The organism is Xanthomonas sp. WHRI 6106 (genome assembly GCF_040202405.1).
GTDB lineage: Bacteria > Pseudomonadota > Gammaproteobacteria > Xanthomonadales > Xanthomonadaceae > Xanthomonas > Xanthomonas cannabis.
Genome location: NZ_JBEGFC010000004.1, coordinates 85,258 through 104,041 on the forward strand (window position 1 = coordinate 85,258; position 18,784 = coordinate 104,041).

Genomic DNA, 18,784 nt, shown 5'->3' on the forward strand with positions numbered 1-18,784 from the left:
CACCCCGCGGGTGTGTCGACATCGTGAATTCGTGAACCCCCAAGTGTACCGCACGCACCTGTTGCCATTCCTCGCTACGGTGGCGTATGGAATGGGATGGTGTTGTGCGCTGAGCGGGGCATCGGCGCCGGCTGGAACGACACTTTGGCACAGCGGGCGCTGCCGGCGTACGACCAAAGGATGAGAGCCAGCGGCAGGCGATGGCCGGCCGATGCCGTACCGAGTGGGCCGATATGCATGCCCCCGTAGGAGCGCACCTGGGCGCGAGGGGCTTTCTCGGTAAGCCCCGTCGCGCCCGGGTGCGCTCCTACGCGATGGCGTGTCTGCGGGTGCGCGCCAGGAAATCCCGACGGCGGGCGCCGCCCCGCAGGAGCATGCTGGTCAGAACGCCTGCAGCGCTTCGGTCAATTGGCCGTTGTTGTTGACCGCGCCCATGGTGTAGCCCTGCCAGCCGGGGTAGGCGTTGGGCTCCCAATAGAACACGCCGAGCACCTGCTTGCTGTGGCTGCCGTTGATGGCGTTGCTGCGGCTGAGCAGGTTGGTGAGCATGGCGCGGGTGGTGGCCGCTTGTTGCCAGTCCATGCCGACCTCGGCCACCACCACGTCGCTGCCGTAGCGGGTGATCATGTCGCGCAGGTTGGTGTCCAGGCGGTTGTTGTAGTCCTGCCAGCTGCCGACAGGCGGGTAATGCGACATGCCGATGACGTCCCACTTGCCGCCGGCCGAGCGCAGGTTGTCGAAGAACCAGCGGAAGTTGGCGTTGTCGTAGCCGTTGGCCAGATGCACGATGACCTTGGCGTTGGGATACACCGCCTTGGTGGCGTTGTAGCCGCTGTTGATGAACTGGCCCAGGTTGGCGAAGTTGGGCGTCTTGCCTTCGTTCCACAACATGCCGCTGTTGATCTCGTTGCCCACCTGCCCCCAGGTGACGGTGATGCCGTTGTCCTTGAGGTATTTGAGGATGCCCTGGGTGTGGCTGTAGACATCGGTATTGAGTTGGGCAACGGAGTGGCCCGCCCAGGCGGCCGGCTTGGTCTGCTTGCCCGGGTCGGCCCAGCTGTCGCTGTAATGGAAGTCGATCATGATGCGCATGCCCTGGGCGGCGGCGCGCTTGGCTTTATCCAGGGTGTCGCGGCCATCGTTCCAGCCGCCGGACGGGTTGACCCACACGCGCAGGCGAATCGCGTTGCCGCCCACGTCCTTGAACAGCTTGATGAAGTCGGTGGTGTTGCCTGCCGCATCGCGAAATACCTGCGGCGGATTGTTGGCGGCCTGTTAGTTGAGCCAGCTGACGTCGGCGCCCTTGGCGATGCCCTGGGCGCTGACGCCGGCGCTGCACAGGCACAGCGCCAGCACGAGCAGCACGCGGTGGTACTGGATGCGAAAAATAGCCATGAAAGGTTCCTCGATCGATGGATGTCGCGCCGGGCGGCGCCTTGCGTGATTCCCCCTGTGTTGCGGAGTGCATGCGGCCACGGTGCGCGCGAGCGTTGCCGCTTCACCATGTGTCGCTGCACAGCGGTTGCGATTCAAGCACGGCAGTACAGCGCGGTTGAGGCCGCTATAGGTGCAAGCGTGTTGCGGCATATCTCGAGGCAGGAAAACCTTGAGTCCACGTGCGTTGTGGAGGCGCGCGGTTGTGCGGGTGCAGCAGCACCCCTGCGTATTACTGCGCAATTGAACGCGAAAACGCCGGGCAAGCCCGGCGTTTCGGTAGACCCCCCGATGATGGTGATGGGCAGGCTCGGCGCCACACGCCGCAACGCCTGCCGGGGTGATGCACACCCGGGCACTCATCCGCCGCGGCAGCATGCCACGCACCCATCAGCCCATGGCGCGCGCACCTTGCTGCTGTTGCTGGGTCTGCGCCTGCTGCTGCTCCAATGCCACCGACTGACGTGCGGCGTTGTCGGCCACGCGCTGGCTGCTCTGCTCCAGCGGGGTGTTCATGGCGGTCATGGTCTCCACGCTGACGCGTAGTTGCGCGGGGTCGTCCACGCGCCCCTGCACCGCAAAGGTCCGTGCGGCATCCGGGGTCATCATCACCGCATCGATGCGCTGGCCACCGGCGGCGTGCATCTCCGAGGCGAGCGCGCCCGATAGCTGCGCGCTCTGCTGGTCGGGCGCGCGGCCGGCGCGGGCATCCTGGGCATGCACGCCACGCTGGGCATCCTGAAACAGGGAGTTACCCACGTGCCCGGGTTGATCGATACGCAGCGAGGTGTGGCCGTTGCCATGCTCGCGCGCGTCACGCTTGGCCGGCTCACCCGGAGCGAGCGGCCCACGGATGGCGTCGATGGCGTCCTGGCCGAGGCCCTTCGGGCCACGACTCAACAAGGTGATGCCGGCGCGGATCTCATCCAGATCGGATCGATACTCGTTGATCATTCTCTTGTTCTGATCTGCAAGCTGACGTGCTTGCGGGTCATTGAGCGGGGAACGCTCATCCAAGAAATTTTTGATGGTGTGCGACCCCAATGAATTGACGGCAGAGGCCACCGGTGAATCGGGAATCAGAAAGTTCACCTTGCTGTTGCTGTAGCCCATGGCGCTCAGCGCCGCGATCTCGCTGGGTCTGGCGTAAACGCGCACTTCTCCGTAATGCGGGGAGGCTGCACTCACAGGATCGGCTGCCATCACGTGATTGACCACGCTGGTGCCGCCTTCTGGAATGCGATAGGCCAAGCTCGCCGCGCCATACGCATTAAAGGTCTCACCTTTCAAATCGAAGTGGTGCGCGCTGACCTGCGCAAGCGCTCCACCTAGCGAGTGGCCGGTGACGGTGACCTCGGGCGCGTGCCCGGTGCGCTGCTCCTGCTTTGCCGCATAGCCAAGCGCACTTTTTGTCAGGGCTATCGCATCTTCGGACTGGGGGTTAGCGCGCTGAAAGACCATCGAGCCATCTGCCTGCAGCGCGTCACGATAGATTTCCTCCGTACCCCGGTGAGCGACGACAATGTCTCCGCCGCCAACGCGTTGGTAAATCGTTCCCTGGTAGCCCGTCTTTCGATTATTGACGTGCTCCAGAATTTCGTAACTCACGCCACCAACATCCACTCGCTCACGGTCGCCAGGTCCGCGCTTGCCGACCTTGTGGTCGACGTAGCCCTCATTGGACAGAATGGCGTATTGCTGCGAGGTCGGCTTCACGGTGAAACCTCTTTGGCGACCAGGGTGACCGAGAACAATTGATCACGCAGCTCCGGCTTGAAGTCTGAAGCCGAGGGCAAACCATTGTCGGCGTAGTCTTCGATATCTTCCTTGGGGTAACCGCCTTTCCAGAAATACAGCGTGACCGGCTTGCCTGCCACGACATCCTTGGTTTCAATGAACGGCAGAAACGCGATCTCCTCTTTTTTTCCACTGGCCTTCAGGGAGACACGTGCGCCTGTCATTTCCCAATGACACGTCCCACGCCCGTAGTAGTCCTCATCCAGCATCAGATCGAGGTAGACGATTCCTTGATATTCCTGCTCTGAGACTTTTTTCAACACGACCGGCTCATTGCTGGTGATGCGCTGCCCAACGCCGGTCTGGGGATGAATCTGGCCACACTCGCTGTCATTGCTGACGTCGTACTGCGCATACCCATTGACAGCTCCGAACGCACCCGGTGCTTTGTCGATCTTGACGGTGACCTCATACGCCTTGCGCGGGCTCGGATTCAACTTGGCAAGGCCGCGGCCGCCGGCCTCGACGTCGGCTTCTGCGGTGGCCTCGGTGGCGGGGGAAAGGGTCTGGGTCATGCTGGTCTCCGGGGCGTTACAGGCCGTAAGCAATAGGGCCAGCAGGCTTGGGGTCAGAATCTGGCGCAAGGCCGGCCTCCGTGGCAGTTGGGCCGCCAATCTAGTCCGCTTGAGTTCGGGTGGTCAATTGGACGCTTGTGAGGATGAGGCCGCTCGTCGCGCTTGTGGATGAGTGCAAAGCTGCCATGATCGGGCGCAGCCGCCGCCAAGGAGCGCGCTTCATCGCCACCGTTGCCAGCCCGCCCGCACGGCCATCGCCGGTCACCCCGCGTGTGCACTGGCGCAACAGCCTGCGCACGCGGGTGATGCTGGCGGCAACTGCCGTGTTGCTGGTGTTGCTGGTGGTGCTGGGGACGGTGTTCTACGTCGGGGCGCGCACCGAGTTGGTGGAAGCGGCGCGCACCGAAGTGGACGGGCTGACCGAGCAAACCGCACGCAGCCTGGCGGCGATGCTGGATTCGGTGCAGGTGAGCGGGCGCACCCTGGCCGCGAGCAGCAGTGCGGTGGGGCTGCAGCCGTTCAATCTGCGTGCCTTGCTGCTGGCCACGCTCAGTGGCGACCCGGATATCGGAGCGACGCGCCTGATCATCGAGCCGCGCACGCAGAAGGCCGGCGATACCGGGTTTGTCTGGTACGTGCGCCGCGACGGCACCCATCTGGTGGAGAAATCGGCGCTGGAGCTGGGCTACGACTACCGCACGATGCCGTGGTATGTGCGCACCCAGCGCGAGGGCCGTGCGTGGTGGTCAGAGCCCTACCTCAACCGCAATGACGGCAATGCCCTGTACACCAGCTACAACCTGCCGCTGCGGCGCCCCGGTGACGCGCCGGATGCGGCGCCGGTGGGAATGGTGAGCGTGGATCTGCCGCTGCAACATCTGCGCGAGATCATCGACCAGCTGCCGCGCGACATCGGGATCCAGCCGATGCTGTTGTCGCCGGAAGGCATGCTGGTGTTCAGCCCCGATCCGGCGCTGAATCTGCACCACAGCCTGGACAGCTATGTGGCGCGCTCGCGGCCGGACCTGCGGCCATTGCAGCGCGCACTGGCAGCCGGCCAGCCGATTTCGTTTGCACACACCGCGCCGGACGGCGAGCGGTTCCTGACCCACAGCGCGGCGGTGGGCCGCAGTGGCTGGACCTTCGTGCTGTCCGCCTCCGAACGCTACGTGCTGTCCGGCCTGAACTGGCTGGTCGCGTGGGTGGCGATGGCGGCGTTGCTGGGCGCGGGCGTGTGGTGGTGGTTGATGGGGCGGATCACGCGCAAGTTGACACGGCCGATCGAGGAACTGACCAACACCGCCGAGCACTTCCGGCGCGGCGAATTCGAGTACCCGTTGCGGCATATCGAACGCGACGACGAGGTGGGCGTGATGGCGCGCGCGTTCGACACGGCGCGCGATGCGATCCGTCACCACATCGGCGAGATCGGCGAGATGACCGCCGCGCGCGAGCGCATGCACAGCGAGCTGCAGATTGCACGCGAGATCCAGCAGGCCATGCTGCCGTCCGGGCGCACCTTCGACCGCGCCAGTTCGCATCTGGAAACCTGCGCGTGGCTGGAGCCGGCCAAGGCGGTGGGCGGCGACTTCTATCATTTCTTCGAGACCGAACCGGGGCTGCTGTGGTTCGTGGTGGGCGATGTGTCCGACAAGGGCGTGCCGGCGGCCTTGTTCATGGCGCGCGCGGTGAGCGTGCTGGAGATCGCTGCGCGCCGCTATACACGTCCGGACGGGATCCTGATTGCCGCGTCCACGCGGCTGGCCGAAAACAACGACACCTGCATGTTCGCCACCGTGTTGTGCGGATTGATCAATGTGGTGAGCGGCGACTACTGGCTGGCCAGCGCCGGGCACGAGCCGCCGTTGCTGATCGATATCGATGGCAAGGCACGCGTCCTGCCACTGGAGACCGGTGCCCCGTTGGGGATCGAGCCGCAGGTTTCGTTTCCGGTGCTGCACGGGCGCATGAGCGCCGGCCAGACCCTGCTGGGCTACACCGACGGCGTGACCGAGGCCATGGACGAACACGGCGCCAGCTACGGGCTGGAGCGGCTGCTGGCCACGCTGCACCCGCGCCGCAGCGCCGCCGCGCAGTGCAAGGCGGTGGTGGCCAACATCGCCCGTTTCACTGGCCAGGCCGACCCCTATGACGACATCACGCTGCTGGCGATCCGGCTGCGCCAGGAGCATGCTGGACGGGTCGCAGAGACCGGCCGGGGCGTTCCCGGAGAGGTGACGGCTCCATGAAGCTCGATCTGGCCATTGCCCCGTCGCTGGCCCAGCTGGCCGGCGCCAACGACGCGCTGGAAGACTCGCTGACGCGCGAAGGCCTGCACGCCGAGCGCATCGGCCAGGTGCGGCTGATCGTGGAAGAGCTCGGCTGCAACGCGCTCACCCATGGGCAGTGCGCCGAACAGCCGCTGCGCCTGCAACTGCAGCTGGACCCACAGGCACTGGTGCTGGAAATGCACGATGCCGGCATCGCGTTCGACCCCTGTGCGGCGCATATGCCCGACATCGCCAGCGAGCTCGACGATCGCCAGATCGGCGGGCTGGGGTTGTTTTTGGTGCATCAGTTCGCCGATCACATCGACTACCGCCGCGATGGTGCATACAACATCGTGCGCGTCACCCTGCTCCACCCGTACGCCCCTGTCCCCGAGGCCCTGTCATGACCACGCTCGCCATCCAGATCGACCCGCCGCAAGACACCCGTCAACGCGTGATCCTGACCGGGCGGTTGGACACTCACACCTATCAGGACCTGGACGCGGCGCTGTCGCCGTTGCTGGGCACCCGCATCACTACCCTGGTGCTGGACCTGAGCGCACTGGAATACATTTCCAGCGCCGGCATCCGTTGCATCTTCAAGGCACGCAAGGCGCTGGCCACGCGCCAGGGCAAGGTGCTGGTGAGCAACCCGCAGCCGCAGATCCGCAAGGTCTTCGACATGGTCAAGGCGGTGCCGTTGAGCGATGTGTTCGCCTCCACCGAAGAGCTGGATGCCTACCTGGCCGCGATGCAGCGCAAGGTGATCGAGCAGAGCGCGCAAGGCGATACGCCGATCGTGCCGCATTTCGCCGAAGCGTAAGCGGCATCGCGTGCGCGTACACGTGGGGACGTGTGCGCGTGCGACAGCTGCACGCGTCTGGTTAGGCTATGGCGCCCCGCTGCGTGCGTTGCCATGGCTGCACTGATCATTTTCGATTTCGACGGCACGCTGGCCGATTCGTTTGATTTCTTTCTGAGCACACAGCGCGTTCTCGCCAGCCGGCACGGATTCCGCGCCGTGGAAGCGCACGAAGTGGACGCCGCGCGCCGCCTGAGCACGCGCGAGTTGGTCAAGGTTTCCGGCCTGAGCGCATGGCGTCTACCGCTGGTGGCGGCCGACTTCATCCGGCTGATGCGCGCCGCACCACCGGTGGCGCTGTTTGACGGTATTGCCACGGCGCTGACCGAATTGCACGCAGGTGGCACGCGCCTGGCGGTGGTGTCGTCCAACTCGGTGGAGAATGTGCAGCGCGCGCTGGGAGCTGCGTTGAGCGCGAAGTTTGCGGTGATCGAAGGCGGCTCGCATCTGCTGGGCAAGCAGCGCGCCTTGCGTCGGGTCTTGCGCGCAACCGGCTACCGCGCAGCGCAGGCGGTGTATGTGGGCGACCAGGTCGCCGACTGGGAGGCGGCGCAAGCGGTGGGCCTGCCGTTTGCTGCGGTGGCCTGGGGCTATGCGCACCCGGAGGTGTTTGCGGGATTGGCTGGGACGTTGTTGATCGAACGCGTGGATGCGTTGCTCGCGTTGGCGGAGTAGCCCGTTTTTTTCGGCTGGGATTGGGGATTGGGGATTGGGGATTGGGGATTCGCCAGAGCGAGAAGCTTGCCGGTGCTGCGCGCGCGCGTGCCCTCATCCGCCCTTAGGGCACCTTCTCTCCCATGAAGGAGGACAATGTCCCGGTGGGAGAACGGATGTGCGATCTTGGTGCGCGGGGTGATGCGCCCGGACAGCGCCGACGTCTAGACCCCGCCTACCCTCGGTAATGGTGCCGGCACGTTCAACATGCCGCCCGCGGCCACGTACGCCGCCAAGGCCTGGCCCTGGCTCAACAGATGCCCGTGCATGGTGCGCTCGGCGCCTTCGGCATCGCCGCGGCGCACGCAGTCCATCAGTTCGCGATGCTCTGCCAGCGATTGCGCCATGCGCCCGGGGGTCAGCAATTGCCGCCCGCGGTGCATCTTCAAGATGCGGTGCAGATCGTGCGTCACCCGGATCAACCAAGGATTGCCGGCGTACTGCTGCACGGTTTCGTGGATCAGATAATTGTTGCGGTAGTACTCGGCCAGATCGCCGGCCGCCGATGCGGCTTCCATCGCCGCATGCAGGTCTTCCAGCCGCTGTACACCTACCGCATCCAGGCGCTTGACCGCGTCGTGCGCGCAGCGGCCTTCCAGCATCGCCATCACCGGGAACAGCTGGTTGAGGTCTTCCAGCGTCAGCCGCGTGACCCGGCTGCCGCGGCCGGCATCCAGCTGCACCAGGCCTTCGGCCGCGAGCAACTTCAGGCTCTCGCGCAGCGGGGTGCGGCTGATGCCCAGTTCCTCGGCCAGGGCCGGCTCGTCGATCCATTCGCCCGGCGGCAGCGCGTAGTCGTAGATCTTCTGGCGCAGGCGCTCGGCCACTTCCTCGTACAGCGGTACGCGCTTCTTGGACACGCGCGAATCAGGGGCGAGGGTCATGGCAGGCAGGTCGTCGGCATCGGGTCTGGGGCGCCCATTCTAGCGGGGCGCCCCTTGCACCTGCCCGACGCTGCCACCCTCACAGCCAGCCCGGCACCACGAACAGCAGCCACGCCGCCAGCGGCCCCAGCAACACCACCAGCCCGCTGTAGACCAGGAAGCGGCGGAACAGGCCGTCGCGCTCTTCCTTGGCGGCCGAGGCCACCACCAGCGCGCCGTTGGTGGAAAACGGGCTGACATCGACGATGGTGGACGACACGGCGAGCGCACAGATCACTCCGGCGGCGCCCAACTGGCCCTGCATCAGGAACGGCACCGCCAGCGGGATGGTGGCGCCCAGCACCGCCGCCGACGACGCGAACGCAGACACGATGCCGCCCACATAGCAGACCAGCAAGGCGCCCAGCATCGGCATGCCGATGTGCGAGACGCCGGTGCCGATGTAGTCCACCGCACCGGCCTTTTCCAGCACCGCGACATAGGTGACCACGCCGCTGATCAACAGCACCGTGGACCAGCTGATGCCGTCTACCGCACCCTTCTGCGCGTTGGGGGAGATCAGCGCCAGTGCCACCGCAACGGTGATCGACACCAGCCCGACATTGAGGTTGTACACCAATGCCGCAACGCCCAGGCCCAGCAGGCCGACCAGGGTGATCACACGGTCGCGGGTGATGGAGACCGCTTCCAGTGCCAGCGGGTCGGTGGACAAGGTGCCGCCGCCCGGTGCCACCAGTGCGCCATGCCCTTCAATGGCGAAGCGCCGCTGCGAGGCCTGATCGCCGCTGACCGGCACGTACTGCGCATCGGCCAGCGAGACCTCTTGCCGGCGCATCAGCTTGAGCCCGCCGAAAGCGCAGAAGCAGATGATCGCCATCATCAGGTTGAAGCCCAGGCTGGTGAGGAACACCGCCATTTCGGTGACGTCCAGCCCGGCCTTTTCGACCACCTTGTTGGTGATGCCGCCATACACGCTGATCGGCGAAAACCCGCCGCCCTGCGCGCCGTGGATCACCAGCAGGCCCATCATCAACGGGTTGATGCGGTACTGCCTGGCAAAGCGCAACGCCACCGGGCCGATGATGGCCACCGCGGCCGGGCCCAGCGCACCGAAGGCAGTGAGCAGGCCGGTGATGACGAACATCACCCACGGGATGGCGACGATGCGCCCGCGTACCGCGCGGACCGCCCAGTGCACCAGCAGATCGATGGTGCCGTTCTTCTGCGCGATGGCGAACAGATAGGTGATGCCGACCAGGGTGAGGAACAGGTCGCCCGGAAAGCCGGCCAGCACCTCCTTGCCATCCAGCCCCACCCACACACCGCCAACGATGAACGCCAGCGCGAAGGCCACCGCACCCATGTTGATGGGCAATGCGGTGGCGACGATGAACATGATCACCAAGCCAAGAATCGTTGCAATTTGCGGGGTCATGCGCCCTCCCAGACACCTGATACGCGTACAGCACGGATGGCCACCCGCCATCCCAGGGTCACACCGTGTGCAGCACCTGCCTGATCGTCATGCCGCACGCTCGCACGCGGCGTTGACCCACTCCACAACACCCTCGGTGCTGTGGAAGTCGTCTACCGAGCGCGCCTCGCACGCCGGCAACACCTCGCGCGCCATGCGCGCCAATGCGCTGCCGGGCCCGAGTTCGAGAAACACGCGTGCACCGCGTTCGGCGGCCTGCACCAGCACGTCGTACCAACGCACGGTCTGTGCGATCTGCGCGGCCAGGCTGTCGACAACCTGCGCCTGCGTGCCGACCGCACGTGCATCGATGCCGGCGAGCACGCGCACCTTCGGGGCACCGATGCGGGCGGTGTTCAGTTCGACCGCGAATGCAGCGGCGGCGCTGCGCAGCCACGGGGTGTGCGCCGGCACGCTCACCGGCAGCAGCGTGACGCGTGCGCCACGCGCCTGCGCTGCGTCGCCCAGCGCCTGCAGTGCAGGACGTGGACCGCCAAGCACCGCATGGTCATCGCCATTGACGATGGCCAGCGCTGCGCCGTGCGCGGTGCACAGGGCAGCGAGCGTGGGCAGTGACAGGCCGATGACGGCCATCAGCCCGGCGTCGTCGGGGCTGGCGGCATCCATCAGGCGGGCGCGGGTGGCTGCAAGCTGCAGGCAGGTTTCGATGTCGACGCTGCCGGCCACTGCATGCGCCGCCAGCTCGCCCACGCTGTAGCCGAGCACCAGCAACGGCACGGGAAGCTGCTGGCGCAACACCTGCCACTGCGCCAGGGTGCCCGCGCACACCAGCGGCTGCGCGATGGCGTTGGCATAGCGGCCCGGGTCTGCGGCAAGGATGTGCGGCGCGGCGCCAAGCACCTGACCCGCTGCAGCGAGTACGCCGGCCGCGGCAGGCGCATCGGCGACGCGCGCAAACATCGCGGCATGTTGACCGCCCTGGCCGGGACAGAGCACGGCCAGGCTCATGGAGTGGCCTGCGTGCAGGTAAGGCCGTGCGCCATGCGCGCGTGGCCCGCATCCGCCCTGCGGGCCCATTCTTCCACGTGCCGGAGCAGGACGCCGTTTCCCGGGGCAGTGGCATGGGCGCCATTACCGCAAGTTTGCACGCGCAGCGTCTTCGCCGCTGCCGGTGGCTGCTGCGTGCTCATACGGTCTCCTGACAGTGCAGGAACCAGGCGCAGGCCAGCAGATCGGCGCTGCCACCCGGGCTCAGACGACGCGCAACGAATTGCCTGCCGATGGCGTTCAAGCGATCACACCACTGCGCTTGTGCGATACCGCCCGCGGCGAGAAATGCACGTGCTTGCGTCCTTGCGTAAGCCAGCCCTGCCTGCCCGCCGCGATGCAACAGGTTGAGATCGTCGACCTCGGCAATCAAGTGCATCAAGGTCTGCGCCACTGCGGCCTGGCGCGTGGCGCCGCTGTGCAGTGCGCTGCGCAGCGACGGCAATGCGATCTCGCGCAGTAACGGATAACCGGCTGCGGCCTGCTCGCGCACGCCACCGATCTGCAACGCTGCACGCACGCGCTGGCCATTGCTGTGGGGATCCAGCGGCGCGGTGCGCAAGGCGTCGCGCCAGACCTGCACCGCGGTGCAGACGGCTTCGCCGACGGGGCGGCTCCCGTGCGCGACACGCAGGCGCGCGGCCTGCGCAGTGAGCAGGCCCAGGCTGAAGATCGCGCCGCGATGGGTGTTGATGCCGCCGGTGGCGCGCAGCATCGCCGCTTCGGCCGCGATGCCGAGCTGGCGCAATTGCTCAAACGGCGCGTTGTCGATACCGGCCTGCGCAATCGCAACGAAGTAGCCACGCAGGGCGAACAGGCTGCGCAGAAACGTCGACGCGTCCATATCGGTGTGGCTGCCGCGGTCGAACGGCGTGACCAGGCCGGGCTTGGGTGCGCAGCTCAGTTCTGCATGCAAGGCGGCGACCGCGAGCCGGCCCAGCCGATGCGCCAGCGCGCTGGTGGTGCCGGCGGCCGCATGCGATGTGCCTTGCAGCACTGCGTTGTGCTGCAGATCGCCGCGCGTGGCCGTAGCACGCGATGGCGCATGCATTAGGCTGCTGCCGCCGTCTGCGAGGGCAGGACCCGGCCCTGGTTGCGACGGCGAGTCCTGCGGTGCTGCAGGTAGCAGTACCGGTGCCGACGGGCGCCCCGCACGTGCCAGGCCTGTCGAAGGGCGAGCCGCACCAGCCAGGTGTGGTGCAATGCGCGTGTCTGTTGATGGCGTTGATGCTGGCTGCCGCCCGGCCGCATTGCACTGCGTCCCCGAGGGCCTGGTATCGGCGGTGCGTTCGACCAGCCTCCTCATGCCGCGCACCCCACCGGAAACAGCGCGCTGCGCGCCAGCAAGCGGCAGCCGTCGCTGGATTTCACCAAGACCTGCTGTGCGCTGCCGGCGTATTCGCGCCAGTTCACCGCGGTGTCGTCGGACAGCAGCAGCTCGCCGTCTGCGCGCAGCCCGTGGCTCCGTTCCCAGCGCTGCAGCAACGTCACCACCCTGTGCGCCTGTTCGGGTGTGGCGATGGACCACAGCAGATCCAGATCCGATTGCGCATGCACATACGCAAGCCCGGTGAGGGCCTGCCAGGCAACGCTGCCGAACACGCGCGGCTGCAGGCCGCCGGCAGTGGCCTGCGTCAGCAGGGCCCGCAGTGCAGGCTGCACCGAAATGGGGGCGGTAGCGATCACGGCATCCAGCGCCATTGGTGCGGTGCTGCGCGCGATGTCGTCCATCCCGGCGATTAATGCCAGGCGCTGTTTACCTTCGTCCGGCGGCAACGGCACGCCGAGCCGCACGTGGCCGGGTGCCTGGCTGCCATCCCCACGCGCCACCACTGCCGGCAGGCCCGCAGCAAACCACTGCTGCAGCCGTGGCTGCGCACCCGGTGTCAGCGCTTGCCAGCGCGCGCCGGGGCGCAACCACACCAGTGCGTGGCGGCCGGGCATGCTCACGCCTCGCCTGCGGCCACGGCGGCGGCGACATCGCGCGCCAGGGTGCGCCCGCCGCGCTGCGCGCCGAGTGCGCGGCGCTGGTCGCCGTCGGTGGGCGCGGCCAATGCAGCGAGCAATGCTTCTGCCAGATCGCCGTCCCACAGCGATTCCACCGCACCCATGCGCACGTAGTTTTCGACGCCCGGCGCGAACACCGGCGAGCTCTTGCTCAGCGCCTGCAAGGTGTCCACCGATTGCTTGGTCACCCGCGCCATCGCACGTAGATCCATCACCCGCACCTGCGCGTCCGGCAGCGCGTAGATGTGGTCGGCCATCAGCCCGAACGACAGAAACCCGCCGCTGACCGCTTCGCCATAGACCAGGGTCACCAGCCGCGCGCCGCGCCTGCGCGCCAGATCCAGCGCGCGTGCCAGATGCGCAAAATAGCCATTGATGCCGAGCAATTCGTCGCGGCGTGCGAGCCGTTGCCCGGCCGTGTCGGCCAGCATCACGATGGGGCGTTGCGGATGCGCGCGGGTGCTGGCGAGTACGGTCGCCGCCAATGCCAGCGCATGGTCCACGCCGACTTCCAGCGTGTTGGCGGTGCCGATCACGGTGACCTCGCCGGCCGCGGTGGTGGCGCTGCCGGTGAGCACATCGGCGTTGCGGGCGATCGCGTGGCCGAGCGGGAACAGCTGGTCCAGCAGTTGGCTCAGTTCCATGGCGTGCTCCGGTCGGCGGTGGCGGCAAGGAAGGCATCGGTGTCCAGCAGCGGCAGGCGCTGCGCGTCGACGATGCCCTGGCGTTGCCAGATCTCCAGGCCGTCGCGGCAATCGCCATAGCTATCGATGCGCGCGGCCAGCTGGTGATGCGCGTGCTCCAGGGCTTGCAAGGCGGCATCGCCGCCGTCGGGTTCTGCGAGTGTGTCGAGCGTGGTGAGCGCCGCATCGGCAAACGCCGCGATGCGGTCGGCCACCAGGGTCTGCGCATCGCCCAGCAGGTAGCGGTGCTTGCCACCGGTCACGCGCCACACCAGGGCACGGTCGCGCGCGTCGAACTCTTCCACCCCGCGCACGGTTTCGATCACATCCGGGCCGGACAACGACAGCCGACCCTCTTCGGACATGATCACCGCGCTGCAGCAGCGCGCCACGATGCCCATGCCGCCGAAGGCGCCGTTACCGCTGCCGATCAAGGCCAGCACCGGCACGCCGGCGGCGCGCGCGTTCAGGGTGGCGCGCATGATTTCGGAAATGGCGATCAGGCCGGCGTTGGCTTCATGCAGGCGCACGCCGCCGGTGTCGAGCAGCAACAGCGCCGCAGCCGGTTGCGTGGCTGCGGCGCGTTCGAGCAGGCCGGTGAGCTTGGCACCGTGCACCTCGCCGACGCCGCCGCCCATGAAGGCGCCTTGCTGTGCGGCGATCAGCACGGTGCGCCCACGCAACGTGCCTTCGCCGACAACGATGCCGTCGTCGAACGCGCCGGGCGTATCCAGCTGGGCCAGATGCGGGCTGATCAGGCGGCGACGTGGACCGACGAATTCGCGGAAGCTGCCGGCATCCAGCAACCCGTCGATCCGCTCGCGCGCATCGGCTTCGTAGTAGCTGCGCTCGGCCATGGGAATGGTGGTGCTCATACACGTCTCCCGACGACATGCGTAGGAGCGCACCTGGGCGCGACCGGGGCGCAACCGGCAATGCCCGTCGCGCCCGGGTGCGCTCCTACGAGATGGACTGGGTGTGCGAGTTCGTTGTGGCTGCGCTCGGCCGCGGTAACGCTGACGCTGGCTACAACGTGCGTAGGAGCGTACCTGGGCGCGACCGGGGCAATACCGGGAACGCCCGTCGCGCCCGGGTGCGCTCCTGCGGTGAGGTGGATGGGGTGGCTCATGCGTCGGCTCCTTGCAGCACGTCGATGGCCTGTTCCAGGCGCAGGCTCACCACTGCAGGCGTGGCGCCCACATCGTTGATGCTGATGCGCACATCGCGCAGTGGATGCCGCGCGGCGAAATCGTCCAGCACCGCCTGCCAGATGGCGCCGAAGCCGCGTGCGGCGGTGAGGATCTCGATCTCCATCGCGCCGTCGAGCGGCACGCGCTCAACCAGCACTTCCAGGTTGCCGGAGGCAACCACGCCGACCAGTGCGTGATCCACGCCAACACGTGCACCGTGCTGGCCGTCAAAGCGATATCGCAGGGTTTCCATGCTGAGCCCTTACCAATTGCGAAAACGTTTCGGCGGGTCGTACAACCCACCGGACCAGCGCACCAGGTCCTTGACCGTGCGCGCAGCGAGCAGGTCGCGCGTGGCATCGCGCGGACGAATGCCCAGATCTTCCGGCCGCTTGATGACGCCACGATCGCGCAGGTTTTCCACCAAGCGCTTGTCGCGTCCCAGGCCCACGGCGGTGTAGCCGGACACGCCACGGATCGCCTGCTCGCGTTCTTCCGGCGTGCGGCATAACAACAGGTTGGCGATGCCTTCTTCGGTCAACACATGGCTGACGTCATCGCCATAGATCATCACCGGCGGCAGCGGCATGTTGGCGCGCTCGGCCAGTTCCCAGGCATCGAGCCTGTCGACGAAGGCCGGCGCCATGTGCTCGCGGAAGGTTTCCACCATCTGCACCACCAGCTTGCGTCCGCGCGGCATCTCGCCCGGTCTTGCGGCTTCGCGCCCGGCCTTGAGCCAGGCATCGCTGGCATGCCGGCGGCCACGCGCATCCGAGCCCATGTTGGGCGCACCGCCGAAGCCGGCGATGCGGTCGCGCGTGGCGGTGGAGCTGTTGCCCTGCAGATCGATCTGCAGGGTGGAGCCGATGAACATGTCGCAGGCGTACATGCCTGCGGTCTGCGACAACGCGCGGTTGGAGCGCATGCTGCCGTCGGCGCCGGTAAAGAACACATCCGGGCGTGCGGCGATGTAGTTTTCCATGCCCAGTTCGGAACCGAACGAATGCACCGAGTGCACGAAGCCCGATTCAATCGCCGGGATCAGCGCCGGATGCGGATTGAGCGCCCAATGCCGGCAGATTTTTCCCTTCAGCCCCAGCGATTCGGCGTAGGTGGGCAGCAGCAACTCGATGGCGGCAGTATCGAAACCGATGCCGTGATTGAGCCGGTCCACGCCGTATTCGGCGTAGATGCCCTTGATGGCCATCATCGCCATCAATACCTGGATCTCGGAAATCTGCGCCGGGTCGCGGGTGAACAGCGGCTCGATGTAATTGGGCTTGGGCGCCTGGGTGACGAAGTCCACCCAATCGGCCGGGATGTCCACGCGCGGCAAGGTGTCGAGGATCTCGTTGACCTGCGCAATGACGATGCCGCCCTTGAACGCAGTGGCTTCCACAATCACCGGCGTGTCTTCGGTATTGGGCCCGGTGTAGAGATTGCCGTGGCGGTCGGCCGCCTGCGCGGTGACCAGCGCGATGCGCGGCGTGAGGTCGATGAAATAGCGGCCGAACAATTCTAGATAGGTGTGGATGGCGCCGATTTCGATGCGGCCCTCGCTGACCAGCCCGGCCAGGCGCGCGGCTTGCGGCCCGGAAAACGAAAAATCCAGGCGCTTGGCGATACCACGCTCGAACACATCCAGGTGTGCCGCCAGCGAGAGCACCGACTGCACCATGTGCAGGTCGTGCACGCGCGCAGGGTCTACCTCGGTCAGGCAGCGCGCCAGGAAATCGGCCTGCTTCTGGTTGTTGCCTTCCAGGCACACACGGTCGCCGGGCTCGATGACCGCCTCCAGCAACGCCACCACATCGTCGGCGGCCACCACGCGCCCCTGTGGCGCCAGTGCAGCGGCGCGCTGCAGGCGCAGACGCCGGCTCTCGGCCTGGGTGTCCCACTGTCGACTCATGCTGCTGCCTCACCGGGCCAAGCCCGTCATGCCGAAGTAATTACATCGTAATTACGGAAACCGGCACTGTCCAGCCGCGTTGCAGCATCTGCGCTTGCGCCCCGTGGCCGGTCATCGACCCGACAGCAAAGCACTTGCCGGCAGGCAAGCTTCGATATATCGTTTCGGTATCTTTCGATATATCGAATAAGGCCGCGCTTGCGCCAATCCGGCTCTCCAGATGATCTCGATCCGTCTCCGCCCGCCGCACGTGGCCGCGCGGCGGGCGGGCGGGCGCGTCCGCTGGAGCACGGCGATCTGCGCCTGCTGTTGCTGGCGCTGATCGACGAGCGCCCGCGCCATGGCTACGAGTTGATGCGGCAGATCGCCGCGCTGTTCAAAGGGCTGTACACCCCAAGTGCTGGCGCGATCTATCCCGCGCTGGCGCAGCTGGAAGCCGATGGCTGGGTGCAGACCTCGGTGGATGACGGCCGCAAGCGCTATCAGGTCACCGATGCCGGCCGCGCGCATGTCGCGCAGCAACGCGATGCCTTCGACGCGGCGCTGGCACGCACGCATCGGCGCGCACGCGAATTGATCAAGGCACAGACGCCGGCGCCGATTCGCGATGCGATTCACCGCATCAAGCATGGCCTGTTTGCGCGGCACGGGCAGTGGAGCGACGCAGAAACTGCCCGCATTGCGGCGTTACTCAACGCCGCCGCCGACGGCATGGAGCGCGATGACGGCTGAGCGGGTGTGCTTGGCGACTACAAACCTGTCATTGCGGCTGCGTCACTACGACAGGTTGCTTGCTGATGCGAGTGGCGTGCAGGAGTGGCGGTGGATGCGCCGTTTGCGAGTTTCATCACTCTGCAAATTTGCCACGGCGATCGTGTCTCTTCGCGGCGGCTTGAAGCCCCTCTCCCTTCGGGAGAGGGGTTGGGGTGAGGGTACGGACGAAGCCACGCGTTATTGCAACTGCACGAGGCTTCGCTCGTACCCTCATCCGCCCCTCCGGGGCACCTTCTCCCCCATAAAGGAGGACAGTGTCCCGATGGGAGAAGGAATCGCCCACAGCCGCTGCCCATCACTGGTTGCTTACTGCTTGTCACCTCGTCAGTTTTACTCCTGACCTCCCACCTCCACCACCACGCAACTGCAACGTATCTCCAGGACCTGCACCCATGGCATTGCACACCAGCACCCAAATCCGCCGCGACCCACGCCTGCGCTCCGTACAGGTGCTGCGCTGCGAGTCGATCACGCCACAGATGCGCCGCATTGTCTTTGGTGGCAGCGAGCTTGCCGGCTTCCAGAGCGACGCACCGGACGATCACGTCAAACTGTTTTTCCCCAATGCCGACGGCGCGTTCGTACTGCCGACCATGACACCGGAAGGACCGCGTTACGCCGACGGCGCCCTGCCCTCGCCCGGCCGCGACTACACGCCGCGCCTGTTCGACCCGCAAACCGGCGAGCTCAGCATCGATTTCGTGTTGCACGGTGACGGGGTGGCCTCCGGTTGGGCCCCCCAGGCGCAGCCAGGCGACGAACTGCGCATTGGCGGCCCACGCGGCTCGTTCCTGGTGGCCGATGACTTCGATCGTTATGTATTGATCGGCGATGAAACCGCCTTGCCGGCAATCGGCCGCTGGCTGGAGGCGATGCCGGCCGACCTGCAGGCAGAGGTGTTCATCGAAGTGGCCGATGCCGCCGAGCGGCAGGCGTTGCCGAGTGCGGCCGATGTCGATGTGTACTGGCTGGAGCGTAACGGCTTCGATGCAGCCAGCAGCACCTTGCTGGAAGATAGCCTGCGCGACTACGAGCCGCACGACGGCGACACGTTCTACTGGATCGGCACCGAGTCCATGCGCGCCCGTGCCATGCGCAAGTTCATCGAGGAACACCTGGGCGTTGACAAGGAATGGATTCGCGCGAAGGGCTACTGGAAGGCACATTCCGCAGAGGAATGATGCAACACGCGCTTCTTGTTGGGACGCGCTGGCGCGCGAGCGAGTGTTATCGAGATCGCGTAGGAGCGCACCCGGGCGCGAC

17 protein-coding genes and 1 pseudogene are annotated in these 18,784 nt (G+C 66.5%); 6 read left to right on the forward strand and 12 right to left on the reverse strand.

Annotation, left to right across the window (positions count from 1 at the left end; translation table 11 throughout):
- Positions 1–381: 381 nt before the first annotated feature.
- From ABQZ09_RS07980 to ABQZ09_RS07990, 3 genes and pseudogenes are all read right to left on the reverse strand, one after another.
- Positions 382–1,395, reverse strand: a pseudogene (locus tag ABQZ09_RS07980) (arabinogalactan endo-1,4-beta-galactosidase).
- A 429-nt stretch (positions 1,396–1,824) separates the two neighbouring features.
- Entirely contained in the window at positions 1,825–3,150 is a 1,326-nt protein-coding gene (locus ABQZ09_RS07985; protein WP_349776602.1) for an XVIPCD domain-containing protein, read from the reverse strand.
- On the reverse strand, positions 3,147–3,746 hold the full coding sequence (locus ABQZ09_RS07990; RefSeq protein ID WP_349776603.1) for a hypothetical protein: 600 nt from the start codon (positions 3,744–3,746) through the stop codon (positions 3,147–3,149). Before ABQZ09_RS07990 ends, ABQZ09_RS07985 begins: the two co-directional genes overlap by 4 nt.
- Positions 3,747–4,051: 305 nt before the next feature.
- On the opposite strand from ABQZ09_RS07990, the gene ABQZ09_RS07995 reads away from it, so the two are divergent.
- The 4 genes from ABQZ09_RS07995 (at position 4,052) to ABQZ09_RS08010 (ending at position 7,553) form a co-directional block, all read left to right on the forward strand.
- Positions 4,052–5,995 (forward strand): SpoIIE family protein phosphatase, encoded by a 1,944-nt coding sequence (locus ABQZ09_RS07995; protein ID WP_349776714.1) that lies wholly within the window; start codon positions 4,052–4,054, stop codon positions 5,993–5,995.
- On the forward strand, positions 5,992–6,423 hold the full coding sequence (locus ABQZ09_RS08000) for an ATP-binding protein (protein ID WP_039405201.1): 432 nt from the start codon (positions 5,992–5,994) through the stop codon (positions 6,421–6,423). Before ABQZ09_RS07995 ends, ABQZ09_RS08000 begins: the two co-directional genes overlap by 4 nt.
- A complete protein-coding gene (locus ABQZ09_RS08005) occupies positions 6,420–6,839 on the forward strand; it encodes an STAS domain-containing protein (RefSeq protein ID WP_039405198.1) in 420 nt (139 codons plus the stop codon). The genes ABQZ09_RS08000 and ABQZ09_RS08005 overlap by 4 nt, the downstream gene beginning before the upstream one ends.
- 93 nt (positions 6,840–6,932) lie before the next feature.
- The gene (locus ABQZ09_RS08010; RefSeq protein WP_184553165.1) at positions 6,933–7,553 is read left to right on the forward strand and encodes an HAD hydrolase-like protein; all 621 of its coding nucleotides are present in this window, start codon (positions 6,933–6,935) and stop codon (positions 7,551–7,553) included.
- Positions 7,554–7,756: 203 nt separating this feature from the next.
- Here ABQZ09_RS08010 and ABQZ09_RS08015 read toward each other — a convergent pair whose 3' ends face one another.
- The 9 genes from ABQZ09_RS08015 to mdcA form a co-directional block, all read right to left on the reverse strand.
- The gene (locus ABQZ09_RS08015; protein ID WP_184553167.1) at positions 7,757–8,476 is read right to left on the reverse strand and encodes a GntR family transcriptional regulator; all 720 of its coding nucleotides are present in this window, start codon (positions 8,474–8,476) and stop codon (positions 7,757–7,759) included.
- A gap of 79 nt (positions 8,477–8,555) precedes the next feature.
- Positions 8,556–9,911 (reverse strand): SLC13 family permease, encoded by a 1,356-nt coding sequence (locus ABQZ09_RS08020; protein WP_349776604.1) that lies wholly within the window; start codon positions 9,909–9,911, stop codon positions 8,556–8,558.
- A gap of 87 nt (positions 9,912–9,998) precedes the next feature.
- Complete coding sequence (gene mdcH / locus ABQZ09_RS08025; protein ID WP_184553169.1) at positions 9,999–10,919, reverse strand: malonate decarboxylase subunit epsilon; 921 nt, start codon at positions 10,917–10,919, stop codon at positions 9,999–10,001.
- A 178-nt stretch (positions 10,920–11,097) separates the two neighbouring features.
- Positions 11,098–12,009 carry a triphosphoribosyl-dephospho-CoA synthase MdcB gene (gene mdcB / locus ABQZ09_RS08030; RefSeq protein ID WP_503018690.1) on the reverse strand — a complete coding sequence of 304 codons (912 nt, stop codon included), beginning with the start codon at positions 12,007–12,009 and terminating at the stop codon, positions 11,098–11,100.
- A gap of 251 nt (positions 12,010–12,260) precedes the next feature.
- Positions 12,261–12,902: a malonate decarboxylase holo-[acyl-carrier-protein] synthase gene (gene mdcG, locus ABQZ09_RS08035; RefSeq protein ID WP_349776606.1), complete on the reverse strand. Its 642-nt coding sequence runs from the start codon at positions 12,900–12,902 to the stop codon at positions 12,261–12,263.
- A 2-nt stretch (positions 12,903–12,904) separates the two neighbouring features.
- Positions 12,905–13,609 (reverse strand): biotin-independent malonate decarboxylase subunit gamma, encoded by a 705-nt coding sequence (gene mdcE, locus ABQZ09_RS08040; protein ID WP_349776607.1) that lies wholly within the window; start codon positions 13,607–13,609, stop codon positions 12,905–12,907.
- Complete coding sequence (locus ABQZ09_RS08045) at positions 13,600–14,505, reverse strand: biotin-independent malonate decarboxylase subunit beta (protein WP_349776715.1); 906 nt, start codon at positions 14,503–14,505, stop codon at positions 13,600–13,602. Before ABQZ09_RS08045 ends, mdcE begins: the two co-directional genes overlap by 10 nt.
- Before the next feature lie 268 nt (positions 14,506–14,773).
- Positions 14,774–15,091 (reverse strand): malonate decarboxylase acyl carrier protein, encoded by a 318-nt coding sequence (gene mdcC, locus ABQZ09_RS08050; protein ID WP_104579238.1) that lies wholly within the window; start codon positions 15,089–15,091, stop codon positions 14,774–14,776.
- 9 nt (positions 15,092–15,100) lie between these two features.
- The gene (gene mdcA, locus ABQZ09_RS08055) at positions 15,101–16,747 is read right to left on the reverse strand and encodes a malonate decarboxylase subunit alpha (RefSeq protein WP_349776608.1); all 1,647 of its coding nucleotides are present in this window, start codon (positions 16,745–16,747) and stop codon (positions 15,101–15,103) included.
- Between the two features lie 198 nt (positions 16,748–16,945).
- Here mdcA and ABQZ09_RS08060 point away from each other — a divergent pair, with 198 nt between their 5' ends.
- Both ABQZ09_RS08060 and ABQZ09_RS08065 read left to right on the forward strand, forming a co-directional pair.
- The gene (locus ABQZ09_RS08060; protein ID WP_349776609.1) at positions 16,946–17,479 is read left to right on the forward strand and encodes a PadR family transcriptional regulator; all 534 of its coding nucleotides are present in this window, start codon (positions 16,946–16,948) and stop codon (positions 17,477–17,479) included.
- 434 nt (positions 17,480–17,913) lie between these two features.
- Positions 17,914–18,702 (forward strand): siderophore-interacting protein, encoded by a 789-nt coding sequence (locus tag ABQZ09_RS08065; RefSeq protein ID WP_349776610.1) that lies wholly within the window; start codon positions 17,914–17,916, stop codon positions 18,700–18,702.
- Positions 18,703–18,784 lie beyond the last annotated feature (82 nt).